The organism is Streptomyces sp. NPDC045998, assembly GCF_056430285.1.
Window position 1 is genome coordinate 40316 of sequence record NZ_JBWKLJ010000009.1, and the last position, 14437, is coordinate 54752.

The following is a 14437-nucleotide window of genomic DNA, read 5'->3' on the forward strand; positions in this document are numbered from 1 at the left end:
GGGTGCGCGTGTCACTCCGGAGCGTTCCGGATGTCCTGCCCGCCGCTGCCCTCACTACCTTGTCGACGGCGCCCACCAGACCGACCCGTCCGGAGCCCGGGGAGCAGCGATGCCGACGACCGTCACCACCGACCGCCCCACGCCCGCCGTGCTGAGGCATCAGGAGCGCCAGGTGCTCTCCGCGGTCGGATGCGGCCTGCGGGACGACGAGATCGCCGCCACCCTCGCCATCACCGAGGACGCCGTGGCCGAGCACCTCGCGCGGATCCTGGCGAAGCTCGGTCTGCGCGACCGGGCCGCCGCCATCGTCCACGCCTTCGACAGCGGTCTGGTCGTCCCCGGACGCGGCCCCCGCACGCGGTCGGTGAGACCGGTTCGACGGACCGCCGCCGTACGAGCGGCGGGGCCGAAGGTACGGATCTCCCTGCTCGGGCCGCTGCAGGCATGGCGGGAGGGGCGGCCCCTGAACCTCGGGCATCTGCGCCAGCAGGCGGTCCTGGCGGCCCTGGCGCTGGGTGCGGGGCGGTCCCTCAGCCGGCAGGACCTGCTCGACGACGTATGGGGCATGGAGCCGCCGGTCGCGAACGTGGTGCCGGTGTACATCTATCGCTTGCGCAAGGCCCTGTGCGCCGGGGACGGTCCGGATGCGGTCATCGAGCGCGGGCTCCGTGGTTACCGGCTCGTCTCCGGTGCGGTCGACGTGGACGTGGTACGCATGGAGGCACTGGTCGCCGATATCGGGAAGGCCGATCGAGCGGGTGAACCGTCCGAGGTGGTCCGCCTCTGCGCCCAGGCGCTGGAGTTGTTCCGCGGGGAGCCCCTGGCCGGTCTGCCGGGGCCGCTCGCCGAACTGGCGCGGCTGCGGCTCACCGAGCGCAGGATCGCCCTCACGCAGCGGAAGGTGGAGTGGCAGCTGCGCCTTGGCCAGGATGCGGAGGCGATTGCCGAACTGTTCGCCCTGTCGGCGGCGCACCCCCTCAACGAGCCGCTGGCCGCGATGCTGATGCGGGCGCTGTACCGGAACGGACGCCAGGCCGATGCCCTGACGGTGTTCGAGCGCGCCCGCCGCCGGCTCGCCGATGACCTCGGGGTTTCTCCGAGCCGGCTGCTGCGGCGGGCGCACCAGATGATCCTGCGCGGTGACGAAGTCGGCCTCGGTCTCAGCCCCTCGGCCGGGCCCGCCACCGGCCGCTGATCACCAGGAGGCGGGGTACCAGGCGCCGTTGTACCACTGCTCGTTGGCGCTGTCGTTGTGGTGATCCATGTTGAAGTCGTGGGGGTAGTTCCGGACGTGGTTGTTCGGGTACGTCCAGATGCCGGCGGACTCGTCGCAGACGTAGTCCCAGTGGCAGATCGTCTTGACCGGTACGTTGCCGAAGAACTTGTCGGCGCCGGCGAGCGGAGCGCCGACGATACCGCCGAAGGGCACGGATCCGCCGTTGGCACCGGGGCCGCCCTGGCGCTTGGGGTCCGCGATGAGAATGGCGTTGACGTTGTCGAAGGTCTGCCAGTTCTCGGTGACCCAGATGTGCACCACCGCGGCGCCCAGCGAGTACCCGCCCATCTTGACGTGCTGGCCCGGGCACGCGGCCCGCTGGTCGCGCACCAGCCGGTTCAGCTCGTTGACGCCTGCCCGGGCGCTCGCGCCGTTGGGGATCTGGGTGGGGTACCCGACGTGCTGCTGGATGTTGCCCGTGAAGCCGTCGTTGTTCCACGAGCTTCCCGTACCGCCGACGACGATCGTGTAGGTGCCCTCGCACGGAGCCGCTGCCGCTGCCGTTCCCGCCGCCGCTTGCGCCGTGGACGCCTGTGTCACCGAAAGCCCCGCCGTCAGCAGAAGCCCGGCCAACGCGGCCGTCATCCTCTTCGCTCGCATTCGATCCTCCCCATGTGGTCTGCCTACGCCTACGACGGTGGCAGCGGCCGATGACCTACCGATGAAACGCGCTCCGATGAAAAGCGCGGGGAGAGCCGATTCCATCGGTATTTCATCCGTGCCCTCCACTGTCGGCCGCCAACGACCGGACTTCCCGACGGAGAGGCACACCATGGCAAGAGGCGGCTTATACCGCGTGTTCACCGGACTGGCCCTCGTGGCCGGCATCTGGGCGTTGGTCTTGGCGATATCCGCGTCGGTCGCCGTCGCCCGACCCGGACCGGTTCCGGGGCCGCGGCCGGGCGACGACCGGGCCGGCGTCTCCCGGTACTTCAGTGGCCCGCAGGGCATGGCCATTCCGACCGCGCCGTGTGATCCGGCCGGTCCGTCGGCCACCGACGGCATCATGGCCGACCAGCTCAACCCGCAGCTGGACGCGAAGATGGCCGGCTATCTGAACGCGTACAAGATGTCCTGCGCGCGGATGGTCACGCAGGCGGTGAAGGACCGGGGGCTCAACCCGAGAGCCGCGGCGATCGCCATCGCCACGATCATCGTGGAGTCCAGCATGAACAACTACTCCCAGGCCGTCGACCACACCAGCGTCGGCCTGTTCCAGCAGCAGGACTGGTGGGGCACCCGCGAGCAGCGTCTCAACCCGGCCTACGCCACCAACGCCTTCCTCGACGCGATGGAACGGCTGTATCCGGGCGGCTCGTGGAACAACGCGCCGATCGGCGAGGTGTGCTGGCGTGTGCAGCAACCGCGAGAGGACCTGCGCCACCTGTACGGGATCGAGGCGGGCGACGCCACGCTGATCGCCAACGCGCTGTGGGCCGGTACGAGCGGCGGCCTCAAGCACCCGTACGCCTCCGGCCGGGTGGTGTCCGGGCGGTCCGCCGACGGACGCCTCGAGGCTTTCGCCGCCGGTGCCGACGGGGTGTACCACGCGTGGCAGACGGCGGTGAACGGCGCGTGGTCGCCGTGGCGGTTCGCGGGTGGCCCGCGCAACGCCCAGCTGGCGGTGGCGTCCAACGCGGACGGCCGGCTGGAGCTGTTCGCGCTGTCGGACAGCACGTTCGACCACATGTGGCAGACCGGGCCCAGTGCCGGGTGGTCCGCCTGGGAGAACTTCGGCACCGGCGGGTACCGGGTGGCGGCGGGCAACAACGCCGACGGCCGGATCGAGGTGTTCGCCTCGAACGCCGACGGTGTGTTCCACCGCTGGCAGACCGCGCCCAGCGGGGGTTGGGCAGGCTGGGAAGGCACCCGCGGCGGCCCGGCCAACGCGCGACTCGCCATGGAGAACGCGCCCGACGGGCGCCTCGAGGTCTTCGCGCTGTCCGACTCGACGTTCGAGCACCTGTACCAGACCGGCGTCAACGGCGGGTGGTCCGCCTGGGAGAACTTCGGCACCGGAGGACGCGCCGTCACCGCCAGCCACAATCAGGACGGCAGGCTGGAGGTGTTCGCCTCCAACGCCGACGGTGTGTTCCACCGCTGGCAGACCGGCCCGGCCTCGTGGTCGGCGTGGACCGGCACCGGCGGGATCCCCGACGCCGAGCTGGCCACGTCGCGGTCGGTCGACGGGCGGGTCGAGGTGTTCGCGATCAACGCCACCACCGCGAGCCACGCCTGGCAGACCGGCCCGAACGCGGAGTTCTCGCCGTGGGAGACCTTCGGCGGCGGCGGCACGTCGATCGGTGCGGGCAACAACGCCGATGGTCGCGTCGAGGTCTTCGGCACCAGCCGCGCCGGCGTCCACCACCGGTGGCAGACCGGCTTCACCACTTGGTCCGAATGGGCCTGGTTGAACGACTCGGGTCCCGCGATCACCTAGCCAACGCGCGCCCGCCGCCGTTCCGCCCGCCGCTGAGGCGGTTCGCGGGACGACGGCGGGCGCTCGACGTCGGGGGTGCCGGCGGTGTCGGGGGTGTCGGGGGTCAGGAGGCGAAGGACCTCTCCAGCCGGGGGATCAGGTCCCGGAGGTCCTGTTCCCAGCAGCCGGCGTTGTGGCCGCCGTCGCACTGGGTGCCCCAGCCGGAGCCGTCGCCGTAGTTGACGTAGTAGTAGGGCATGCCGAGGGCGTCCATCTCGGCCTTGACGTTCTTGGCCGCGCCCGAGACCCAGAACTCCATGTTGAGCGGTGAGCCGCCGCCGTCGCCCGTGTAGAGGGAGACCCCGACTCCGGCGAGCCGGTCCATGTGCTGGGACGGATCGACCTCGTTCCACCGCCAGTCGACGTTGAACACGGGGTACGGCGAGCCGAACAGGGCGTCGCTGTCCACACCCGGCTTGTACGGGGATTCCTTGGGATCGCAGTATCCGGAGGCCGAGGCGCACACCGCGCCCAACGCGTCGGTGACGGTGGCGACGACGGCCATCCGCAGGTCCATGGACCTGGCCGACAGGTCGATGTCTCCCGACAGGGACGCGGTCTGGCTGAAGAGGTCGGGGCGGACCTGGGCGTAGTGGAAGGCCCCGAACCCACCCATGGAGATGCCCGCGATGGCCCGGGCCTTCTTGGCGGCGATGGTCCGCAGGTTGGCGTCGATGAACGGAATCACCTGCTTGAGGTGGAAGTTCTCCCAGTTCTGGGCCCCCAGGGCCGTCTTCTGGTTGAGCCAGTTGGCGTACCAGCTCCGCGCGCCGCCGTCGGGGATGACGGTGATCATCTCGTTCGACATGCTCAGCGCCGGATAGTTCTGCTGGATCGGGTCGTCGGGTGACCCGTGCAGGAAGTACAGCACCGGGTAGCGCCGGCCCGGGTCGTCGTAGTAGCCGCTCGGCAGAATGATCTTGATGTGCTGCTCGCCCGCCACCTCGGGCGTGGTCACGGTGAGGTAAAAGTTGGTGGCACTTCCTGTCGCCGCGCCGACCTGGGTCAGGCCGAAACCGTTCGCCATCGGCGGCGGCGCGGTACGTCCGTCGGCGGCCTGTACCGGACCCGCCGGCGCGACCACGGCCATGGCGGCGAGCATCCACGCCACCGCCAGTCGCCGCCAACCTGTTCTCCGTATCACTGCGTCCCCCTTTGAGGTTGTCGGCATGCTCAGTCCAGAACCTTGATCCGCAAGTGCGGTGAAGCCGCTATCTGTTCCTCGGTGAATCGCCCGGTCACCCACTCGCCGGCCGAGAACAGCTTGGTCTGGTCGGCGTAGTGCGGTGAATTCGGGTCGGCTGACTGCGAGTAGGCCATGACGGAGAACGCCTGCGGCGGGCCATCGGTGGTGAACCGGACCTGTTGGATGAAGCTGGATCCGAAGACGACGTCCAGTTCCCCGTCGACCTGGCCGGGAGTGATCACGTTCAGCACGCCGAGTTGGCCGAGCGAGCCGTGGATCGGGATCTGCTCACCACCGCGGGTGACCTTCTGGATGTCCGACAGGGGGGCGTTCAGTGGAATCCCCGCCTTGCGCAGCGCGAGCACGGCGCGACCGAACGCGTCACGGACGGCGGAGCTGCCGGCGTCCAGCGAATTGGGCGTGTGCACCGGGTCCTTGGGGTCGAAGGGAACCCGCCAGGGCAGTTTCTCGACTCCCTGCCCATTGAGCAGGAAGGACCAGTAGTTCGCGAAGAGCCAGGATCCGCGGCTGTCCGCCGTGTAGTCGTGGCTCTTCCAGGCGGCCAGGATCGGGCACGCCTCGGTCACGTTGACCAGGTTGCCGTCCACCAGGATGAGCCCGAAGGGCAGGCCCTGACACATCGTCACCGTGGCGTTGAGCGCCAGGTCGGCCGCCCTGCTGTTGTCGGCGAACAGCAACTTCCCCATGGTCTCCGGTGTGAAGCCCTTGCCGGGCAGGCCGTCGGTGCCGTTGATCCGCTTCTGCGCGGTCAGGATGAGTTCCTGGGTACGCAGCGAGCGGGGCGCCGACATGTCGCCCATCACCCGGGGAAAGGTCAGCGGCTGCTCGGGGTTGGCCAGCCAGGCGCTGTCGTTGGCGTTGCCCACGAAGTCGGAGCGGATCAGGCGTGGTTGCTTCCGCGGGTCCAGCAGGCCCGGGGCGACCGCGTTCGGGTCGTCGGGCCAGGCGCACGCGCTGCGTTTGCCGTCGAGGATGGAGATCGGCGGCACGTTCGGCAGCCGCAGTGACTGGTTGAACAGCAGCTGACCGGTCTGGGTGAGGCACGCGCGCGCGTGCTCATCGGTGATGTTCGGTGTGGCCTGGATGTCCGCGTACAGCGCGTTGCCCTTGCGGTCGGAGGCGACGGTGTTGAAGAAGGGGACGCCCTGCGTGGTCTCCAGGGTGTTCACCACGTCATGGACGTCCTTGGCCTGATCGAGGCGGAACCAGGTGTTCAGCGCCCGCAGGTTGTCCATGTTCACGTCGCGTACCGCGTGCGCGCTGACCACCCAGGGCAGCGGGACGCCCTGCATCGAGGTGGTGACCGGGCCGTAACGGGTGGACCACAGCGTCCTGGTGACCGTGGAGAGGGAGCCGTCGGGCTTCCGCACCTCGACCTCGACCTTCTGGGAGGTCATCTGCTCCCAGACGCCGTCCACCAGGTACATGGTGGGGTTCAGCGGGTCCACTTGTACGTCGAACAGTCCGAACGGGGCCACCGTGGCGACCGTATGGCTCCAGGCCACGTTCTCGTTGTGGCCGATGTTGACTGCGGGGAAGCCCAGCAGGCTGGCCCCGGAGACGTTGACCCTGCCCGGGATCGTCAGCTGGCTCTGCCACATGCGGTTCTTGCCCTGCCACGGGAAGTGCGGGTTGGCCAGCAGCATGCTGGTGCCGCCGGACACGCCCTGCGAGCCGACCGCCAACGCGTTGCTGCCCATGCTCTGCTGGCGGCTCACCGCCATCGCGTCGCGGATCTTCGCCGCGGTCCGCGCCGCGGTCTGCGCCGCGGTCTTCGCCGGGGTCCTCGCCGGTGCGGACCCCGGCCGCGCGGCGGCCGGGGCGCCCGGGGGTGCGGCGTTCACCTGGCCGTCCAGCAGGGCGTCGGCGCTGCCCATGATGATCTCGGCATGCGCGTGCCGGTAGACGTCCAGCTCCGTGATGGGCCGCACCCAGGCCGCACCGCGGCAGGCGGGGTCGGAGAGGTCGTCCACGCCGGTCTCGGCCAGGTACCTGTTGTATCCCTGGACGTAGCCGCGGATGGCCTCTCTGACCTCCGGCTCCGGCCCGTCGGGGGCGGGCTTGCCGAGGAGCCGCTCCACCACCCGGTTGTCCTTGATCCGCTGGAAGTACAGGTCGCTGTTGAGGTTGGTGGTGGTGTTCTGGTTCTGGCCGGGACTCGCCTTGCCGTCGGGCCCCAGGTGGCGGGACCTCTGGGCGTTGACCATCAGATAGGTGTCGGCCAGGGTGCAGATGTTGTCCTTGGCCGCCGCGTATCCGTAGCCGGTTCCGAGCCCCTCCCAGCTCGAGGCGATGATGTGCGGGATCCCGTACTCGGTGTAGCGGATCGTCGGCTTGTCCGGCGCCGGCTGGGCGGCGGCCGTTCCCGTCACCGCCGTCCCGGTGGCCAACGCCGTGCTCATCACCGCCACCGCGGCCGCGACCGCCATCGGCAGCCTCGCTCTGTGTCTCCTCCGTACCATCGCCGTCCTTCCCCAGTCGTACGGGCGTCGTCCGAACGCGGCCATGCTGAGGAGGACCGATGAAATCCCGATGACCAGCGGCAGCGGACGTCCAGGGCCCGCCCGGTGGACCGGACCGGACACTCCCTAGCCGACGTGCTCCCGCCTGTCAGTCCGTAACCTTCCGGGGTCCGTCGGGCCCGCCCCGTTGCTAGCTTCCGTACCGCCGTACGCACGGCCCCGACCGTCCCATCCCACTCACCCCGAGACCGCCAAGGGGAGGAGGACTCGTGCTTCCACGACGTTCCCGACGCGCACTGACCTGGGTTCTCGCGGTGACAGCCGCCCTGCTGCTGCCGACACCGCTGACCGCGACTCCGGCCGCGGCCGCCCGGACCGCGGCCGCCCCGGCCGCTGCCGTCGCCACCGCGGCCTGCCCGGCCGCCGGCATCGTGACCCAGCACTTCCACAGCGGCCACAACGGTGTCGACATCGCCAACGCGGTCGGGACGCCGATCCACGCCGTGGGCGACGGCGAGGTGACCATCTCCGGGTACGAGGCCGGCTACGGCCAGTGGATCCGGGTCCTGCACCCCGACGGGAGGATCTCCGAGTACGGGCACATGTCCCGGCGGGACGTCTCCGTCGGCGACCGCGTCGTGGCCGGCCAGCAGATCGCGCTGATGGGCTCCGAGGGGCAGTCCACCGGCCCCCACCTCCATCTGCGGATCTGGGGAGACCGGTCCACCTCCTACGGCGTCGACCCCGAGCTCTACCTCGGGGAGCGCGGCGTGGTGCTGCCCTGCACCCCGGGCAGCGGTCCGCGGCCCACACCGCTGGTGCATCCGGCGGAGTCCGGCCGGGTCGTGTCGGCCCGGTCGGCGGACGGGCGCCTGGAGGTGTTCGCCGCCGGAGCCGACGGCGTCCACCACGCCTGGCAGCGCGAGGTCAACGGCAACTGGTCGGAGTGGGAATCGCTCGGCGGACCCCGCAACGCCGAACTCGCCCTCGCGCCGAACGCCGACGGCCGCCTGGAACTGTTCGCCCTCAACGGGAGCACCTTCCAGCACCGCTGGCAGTCGAGCCCGTCCGGCGGCTGGTCGGGATGGGAGTCCTTCGGCACCGGCGGCCGGGACACCGCCGCCGGCGTCAACGCCGACGGCCGCATCGAGGTCTACGCGTCGGGCCCGGCCGGGCTCTTCCACCGGTACCAGGTCGCCCCGAACGGCGGCTGGTCGGAATGGGAGTCCGCGGGCGGCGGCCCCGCCGACAGCCGGGTGGAGATGGAGAAGGCACCCGACGGGCGCCTGGAGGTCTTCGCCCTCAACGGCACCACCTTCCAGCACCGGTACCAGACCACCCCCAGCGGCGGCTGGTCCTCCTGGGCGGGATTCGGCGAAGGCGGCCACGACCTGACGGTCGACCACAACGCCGACGGCCGTCTCGAGGTCTTCGCCTCAGGACCGGTCGGCGTCTTCCACAGGTACCAGACCGGCCCCACCAGCTGGTCCGGGTGGGAACCCGTGGGCGGCCCCGCCGACTCGCAGCTCACCAGCGAACGAACCCCCGACGGCCGCGTCGAAGTCTTCGCCATGAACGGCACCACCGCCATGCACATCTGGCAGACCGCCGTGAACGCCCCCTTCGGCGACTGGGCGCCCTTCGGCACAGGCGGCACCGAGGTCACCGCCGCCACCAACGCCGACGGCCGCATCGAGGTCTTCGGTACCAGCCACGCCGGTACCTTCCACACCTGGCAGACCGGCTTCACCACCTGGTCCGACTGGACCTGGCTCAACAACTCCGCCGGCCCCGCCGTCGACTGACCCCTCCGAAGGAACTCATGCTTCCGATCAGCAGACGGAGCCTGTTGCGTGGAACCGCCGGCGCCGGTGCCCTCCCGTTCCTGGGCGCCCTCCCGTTCCCTGGCGCCGGCCCGGCCGTCGCCGCGGCCTTTGAGGACGCCCCGCCCCCTCGCCGGGTCGGCGCAGGACCCTTCACGCACGTCTACGACCCGTCCACGTCGGCAGGCCCGCGCTATCTCAACGACCACACGCTGATCAAGGCTCAGGGCCGCTGGCACCTGTTCGGCATCGTCGGGAACAGCGCGCCGCGCGGGGAGTCCCCGGACAGCGCGGCGGAGGTCTCCTTCGCCCACGCCTCCGCGCCGAGCCCGAGCGGACCGTGGATCAGCCACCCCGACGCGCTCACCGTCGACCCGTCCTACTTCGGTGAGGAACACCTGTGGGCGCCGCACGTCGTCGAGGCGGGCGGCAGGTTCTGGATGTTCTACGCCGCGGGTGGCGCAGGCGGCGTGGGAGGCGCGGGTGGCGCAGGCGGCGTGGCGATCAACCTCGCCACGTCGACCGACCTGTTCACCTGGACGCGCGAACCGTCCGGCCCGCTGTTCCGGGGCCTCGCGGCACGTGACCCGATGGTGCTGCGGGTCGGCGGCGAGTGGGTCATGTACTACACCGAACTCTCCGGCCCGGGCGGCCACCACGTCGTCGCCCACCGGCGTTCCGCCGATCTGCTGCACTGGAGCGAGCCGGGCGTCGCGTTCACCGACGCGAGCACGGAGGCGACCGTCTCGGTCACCGAGTCCCCGTACGTCGTCGAACGAGACGGCTGGTACTACCTGTTCCTCGGTCCGCGCAACGGCTACGAGGGAACCGACGTCCTCGCGTCGCGCGACCCCTTCCGTTTCGGGCTCGCCGGATACGCGGGACATGTGCCCGGTCACGCCGTCGAAGTGGTCCGCGACGGGGAGAGCTGGTACGCCAGTGCCGCGGGCTGGTTCCGGAACGGGCTGTACGTGGCGCCGCTGTCGTGGCGGGAGACGCCACCGCCGTGGCAGAGCCCCGACAACCCGGTGGCGGGCCTCGACGTGGACGGCCGCCTGACGGTGTTCGCCCTCGACGCCGCCGACCGCGCGATGCTGCGCCGCGTCCAGCTCGACCCGCACACGGACGTCTGGTCGGAGTGGGAGCCCTTCGGCGGGCCGGCCGGTGCGGTTCCCGCGCTCGGACGCACCGCCGACGGCAGGCTCGAGGTGTTCTCGCTCGCCCCGGGAGGCGCCAACCTGCACCACCGGGTGCAGCGGTCGGACGGCGGCTGGCACGACTGGGAGGAGTTCGGCGGCCCGGCCGGTGCCGCCCCCGCCGTCGCCCGCGACGCCCACGGCCGGCTGGAGGTCTTCGCCCTGAGCCCCGGCGGCGCCTCCCTCGCGCGGCGACGGCAGAGGTCGGCCGGGTCCCGGGCCTGGGACCCGTGGGAGCCTGGATTCGGCGGGGCGGCGGGCGCGCCACCGGTCGTCGCGGCGAACGCCGACGGCCGGCTGGAGGTGTTCTCCCTCGCCCCCGGCGGCTCGGGCGTCGACCACCGCTGGCAGGAAGCCCCCGGCGGCCCCTGGACCGCGTCATGGCACCGGTTCGGTACCGCGGCCGGCGCCGCGCCCCGGGTGGCCCTGGACGGCAGCGGCCGGCTCACCGTCACCGCGATCGGCCCGTCGGGCGTGGGGACCTTCGCCCGGCGGCAGACCGTGCCGAGCGGCGGCTGGGGCGAGTGGCTGCCGCTGTTCGGCTGGAGCGCCGCGGCCCCGGCGCTCGCCGTGAACGCCGACGGCCGGCTGGAGGCGTTCTCCCTGACGCCCGGCGGCGCCCAGCTCGGCCACCGCTGGCAGGTCGCTCCCGGCGGGGACACGCATCCCGGCGGGGAGTTCGGCGAGCCCGGCGTCCGGCTCGCCGCCACACCCTCGGCGGCGCTCGACGCCACCGGGCGGCTGCACGTCTTCGCCGTCACCGTCGGGGGCCGGATGCGGACCCGCGTCCAGGCCCGGCCGAGCGGCGGGTGGCAGCCGTGGACGGCTTTCGGGGACCGCGCGGTCGCGCCCCTCGTGTCGGGCAGCCCCGCTCTCTGAAGTGCAGCGGGGTGTGCGGATCTCGCCATATGCACGGTGCTGTGGTGCTGCGCCGGCGCCGTGCTTCCCCCCAACCGAGGCCCCTGGCCCCGCCGTACGGTGACTTGCCCCACTCGGCGCCGCCCGGAACGAGGCCTCCACGGCCCCGGGCGGCCGGTTCCGGCGATGTGTCCGAAGTACGCCGGTGAACTCCCCTGAGAGATGAGTATCGTTCCGCTGGTCGGACAAACGGCGCGGAACGGGGGAGCGGTGAGCGGCGTAGTGATCCATCTGCCGAGGGGAAGCGGTGGCGCCGACGGCGGCGAACCCCACGGTGACGCGGTGACGTTGCGGCTGGGTCCCGGCGAGGTCGCCCGCTTCGGCCGGGGCTCCACGACGGTCCCCGTCGAGCTGCGTCTCGACGACCCGGCGATCTCCCGGCTCGCCGGGGAGATCCGCGTGACCGACGACCACTGGCAGCTGACGAACCACAGCACCACCCACAGCTATCTCGTGGAGAACCCGGAGGGCGCGGGGGAGTACCTGAGAGTTCAGCCGCGACGGGTCGGTGCGCCGATCCCGTTCGAGTTCTCGCGCGTCGTGCTGCCCACGCGCGGTGACCTCGCGGTCTCCTTCCAGGTGTTCGCTCCCGACCACGTCTACCTCGACCCGGAGGCCATGGGCGTTCCCTGGGGGAACACCACGGTCACCGCGTACTCCCTGGACGAGACGGCCACCTACTTCCTCGTCCTCGTGGCGCTCTGCGAACCCCGGCTGCGCGATCAGTCGCGTGTGGCGGTCCCCACCACTCCCCAGATCGTCGAGCGGCTCAGGGGGCACCTCACCTGTGGGGCGCTGACCGCGCGGGCGGTCAGCTCGCACATCGACTACCTCGCCGAGGAGAAGCTGCGCATCGGCGGCCCGGCCGTCCACGAGCCCGGCAAGGGCGACCGCCGCAACGGCAAGCGGGAGGAGATCGTCGGGCTGGCGCTGCGGTTCGGGCTCGTACGGGAGGAGCACCTCGCGCTGCTGCCACCCCTGTCAGGGGTCGGCGGGCGGGAGCGGCAGTCCGCCCGATGAGACCGCGGCACGGCCTGGAAGACACCACGGAATGCGACCGTACGGACCTGCTCCCGCCCGGCTATCAGGTCGGGAACTGGGTGGTCACCCGGCTGATCGGTTCCGGGGGCTGGTCCACGGTGTACGCGGCGCGACCGGCCGGCGGACGCCCGGACGGAGCCGGCGGGACCGCTGCGTCTCCCGGCCCCACCGACGTCGCGCTCAAGATCATGCCGACCGCCGGGCTCGCGCCGCGCCAGGCGCGCAGGGTGGTGGAATCCGCCCGCCGCGAGGTCGAACTCGGGCGCAGGGCCGGGCATCCCCGGCTGATCGGCCTCCTGGAGTCGTTCGTGCTCACCGCACCCGACCGCCCCACCCTGGAGGGCGCGATCGTCCTGGTCATGGAACGGGCCGCCGGAAGTCTGCGGGAGCTCCTCGACGCGGGGGTGCCCGAGGCCGATCGCGGCCGGCTGATCGCGGGCATCTGCGAGGGGCTCGCCCATCTCCACCGGTCGGGCTGGGTCCACGCGGACCTCAAGCCGGAGAACGTCCTGCTGGGCAGGGACCGCTCCGTGAAGCTCTCGGACTTCGGCCTCGCCACCGAGCTGACGGGGACACACGGATACGCGCCTCCCATGGGCACCCTGGACTACTTCCCGCCCGAGCGCTGGCGGGCGCCCCTCGGCGAACTCGGCGTGCGGGTCCGGCCGACCGCGGACATCTGGGCGCTGGGCATCGTCATCCACGAGGTGTTCGCGTCCGGCGGCTCACCGTTCGCCGGGGCCACCCCCGTGGCGCGGGGTGCCGCGGTCCAGGAGTACGGCGAGGGGCGTGCGCCGCTGCGCATGGACCACGCCGTGCCGCCGTTCTGGCGGGCGCTGGCCGCCGACTGCCTCGCCCCGACGCACGAGGCCCGCGCCCCGCACACCGCCGAGAGCCTGCTCGCCCGCATCGTCGCCCACCAGGACACACCCGAGGCGGGGGCGGCCCGGCGGGGAGACCGGGCCCGCGCCGCCGTCCTGGCCACCGCGCTGTGCGGGATCGCCGGCGCGACCCTGTCGTCGGACGAGGCCCCGGTGGGCTCGGCCGCGCCGCCCGGCACGATCCGGGTGTACAACGCGGAGCGGGACTGCCGGGAGCGGGCCGATCGGCATCCGCGGTGCAGCCTGGGCTTGGCGATCGATCCCGCACGGCCCTACACCGCGGAGAACGTCGTACCGACCAGGGTCTGGCACGGCGACGTGCTCACAGCCGACTGCCAGGTGCCCGACGCGGAGCCCATCATCGACGAGGAGGACCAGCGGTCCACCCGCTGGTTCCGCGTCCGCCTCCCGCCCGGCTCCCAGCCCCCCACGGGCTGGCTCCCCGCCGTCCGCGCCAAGGAACGGCCGGCGCTGCCGGAGTGCGACTAGGGGGTGTCTTGGCCGGGCCGGCGTTCGGCACCCTCGCACTCGCGGTGGTTGGCGTCGAGCCGGTGGCCTGGCAGCCGCCCTCGGCGCATGCCGATGGCCGGTCGCCGTGCTGCGACGGTGAAGGCGGTGGGAGGGCTATCGGGTTCTGAAGCGGCGGAAGAGGTTGCGGGCCACGTACACGCCCGGTCCGCCGAAGCCGACGATGTCGACGCGCCCGTCACCGGTGATGTCGGCGACGAAGCGGGGGTGGTGGCCGACCCGCCAGGCGCCTGCGTCGTCGTCGTAGCCGAAGCCGCGGCACACCAACTGTGCCTGCTCGAACCGGCCGTCGCCGCAGTTGTGCGAGACCCAGACCCCTTCGTCGCCGAAGCCGACGATATCCGGGTTGCCGTCGCCGGTGACGTCGGCGAGGTACCGGAGGTGCTTCTTGCTCGTCCACCCCTGGGCGAGCCCGAAGTCGTTCAGGACGAGCTGGGACGGCTCGAACGTGCCGTCGCCGCGCCCGCGTGCGACGACGACGCCCTGCGGGCCGAACCCGACGATGTCCACGGCTCCGCCGGCGGTGGTCCGGGCCAGGTGGCGGGGGTGCTCCTCGACCGAGCTCCACCCCTGGTCGACCCCGAAGTCGTCGAGGATCCACAGGGGGTCGGCGAGCTTTCCTTCCT

At 71.8% G+C, this 14437-nt stretch carries 10 protein-coding genes; 6 read left to right on the top strand and 4 right to left on the bottom strand.

Features of this window, described 5'->3' with window-relative positions; all coding sequences use genetic code 11:
- The first annotated feature begins 109 nt into the window (after positions 1–109).
- Entirely contained in the window at positions 110–1195 is a 1086-nt protein-coding gene (locus AC07FJ_RS25255) for an AfsR/SARP family transcriptional regulator (protein WP_479051560.1), read from the top strand.
- Here AC07FJ_RS25255 and AC07FJ_RS25260 read toward each other — a convergent pair whose 3' ends face one another.
- Complete coding sequence (locus AC07FJ_RS25260) at positions 1196–1876, bottom strand: cutinase family protein (RefSeq protein WP_479051562.1); 681 nt, start codon at positions 1874–1876, stop codon at positions 1196–1198. It abuts the gene before it with no gap.
- 172 nt (positions 1877–2048) lie between these two features.
- Between AC07FJ_RS25260 and AC07FJ_RS25265 the strand changes: the two genes are divergently transcribed.
- Complete coding sequence (locus AC07FJ_RS25265; RefSeq protein WP_479051564.1) at positions 2049–3716, top strand: PLL family lectin; 1668 nt, start codon at positions 2049–2051, stop codon at positions 3714–3716.
- 103 nt (positions 3717–3819) lie between these two features.
- Here the strand turns inward: AC07FJ_RS25265 and AC07FJ_RS25270 are convergent, their stop codons facing one another.
- Together AC07FJ_RS25270 and AC07FJ_RS25275 are read right to left on the bottom strand one after the other, a co-directional pair.
- Positions 3820–4857 (bottom strand): alpha/beta hydrolase, encoded by a 1038-nt coding sequence (locus AC07FJ_RS25270; RefSeq protein WP_361420819.1) that lies wholly within the window; start codon positions 4855–4857, stop codon positions 3820–3822.
- A gap of 71 nt (positions 4858–4928) precedes the next feature.
- Positions 4929–7364, bottom strand: coding sequence for a penicillin acylase family protein (locus AC07FJ_RS25275; protein WP_479051566.1), 2436 nt, complete (start codon positions 7362–7364; stop codon positions 4929–4931).
- Between the two features lie 329 nt (positions 7365–7693).
- On the opposite strand from AC07FJ_RS25275, the gene AC07FJ_RS25280 reads away from it, so the two are divergent.
- From AC07FJ_RS25280 to AC07FJ_RS25295, 4 genes are all read left to right on the top strand, one after another.
- A complete protein-coding gene (locus AC07FJ_RS25280) occupies positions 7694–9229 on the top strand; it encodes a DUF8189 domain-containing protein (protein ID WP_479051567.1) in 1536 nt (511 codons plus the stop codon).
- Positions 9230–9246: 17 nt separating this feature from the next.
- Positions 9247–11322 (top strand): DUF8189 domain-containing protein, encoded by a 2076-nt coding sequence (locus tag AC07FJ_RS25285; protein ID WP_479051568.1) that lies wholly within the window; start codon positions 9247–9249, stop codon positions 11320–11322.
- Between the two features lie 249 nt (positions 11323–11571).
- A complete protein-coding gene (locus AC07FJ_RS25290) occupies positions 11572–12381 on the top strand; it encodes an FHA domain-containing protein (protein ID WP_479051569.1) in 810 nt (269 codons plus the stop codon).
- Positions 12378–13772, top strand: a complete 1395-nt coding sequence (locus AC07FJ_RS25295) for a serine/threonine-protein kinase (RefSeq protein ID WP_479051570.1) — start codon at positions 12378–12380, stop codon at positions 13770–13772. Before AC07FJ_RS25290 ends, AC07FJ_RS25295 begins: the two co-directional genes overlap by 4 nt.
- Before the next feature lie 135 nt (positions 13773–13907).
- Here the strand turns inward: AC07FJ_RS25295 and AC07FJ_RS25300 are convergent.
- Positions 13908–14437: FG-GAP repeat domain-containing protein (locus AC07FJ_RS25300; protein ID WP_479051571.1), on the bottom strand; the 530-nt coding region annotated here is incomplete at its 5' end.

Coding starts and splice junctions, on each gene's coding strand:
- AC07FJ_RS25270 (WP_361420819.1), bottom strand. CDS start 4,857: ATGCTCGCCGCCATGGCCGTGGTCGCGCCGGCGGGTCCGGTACAGGCC.
- AC07FJ_RS25255 (WP_479051560.1), top strand. CDS start 110: ATGCCGACGACCGTCACCACCGACCGCCCCACGCCCGCCGTGCTGAGG.
- AC07FJ_RS25295 (WP_479051570.1), top strand. CDS start 12,378: ATGAGACCGCGGCACGGCCTGGAAGACACCACGGAATGCGACCGTACG.
- AC07FJ_RS25275 (WP_479051566.1), bottom strand. CDS start 7,364: ATGAGCACGGCGTTGGCCACCGGGACGGCGGTGACGGGAACGGCCGCC.
- AC07FJ_RS25260 (WP_479051562.1), bottom strand. CDS start 1,876: ATGCGAGCGAAGAGGATGACGGCCGCGTTGGCCGGGCTTCTGCTGACG.
- AC07FJ_RS25265 (WP_479051564.1), top strand. CDS start 2,049: ATGGCAAGAGGCGGCTTATACCGCGTGTTCACCGGACTGGCCCTCGTG.
- AC07FJ_RS25285 (WP_479051568.1), top strand. CDS start 9,247: ATGCTTCCGATCAGCAGACGGAGCCTGTTGCGTGGAACCGCCGGCGCC.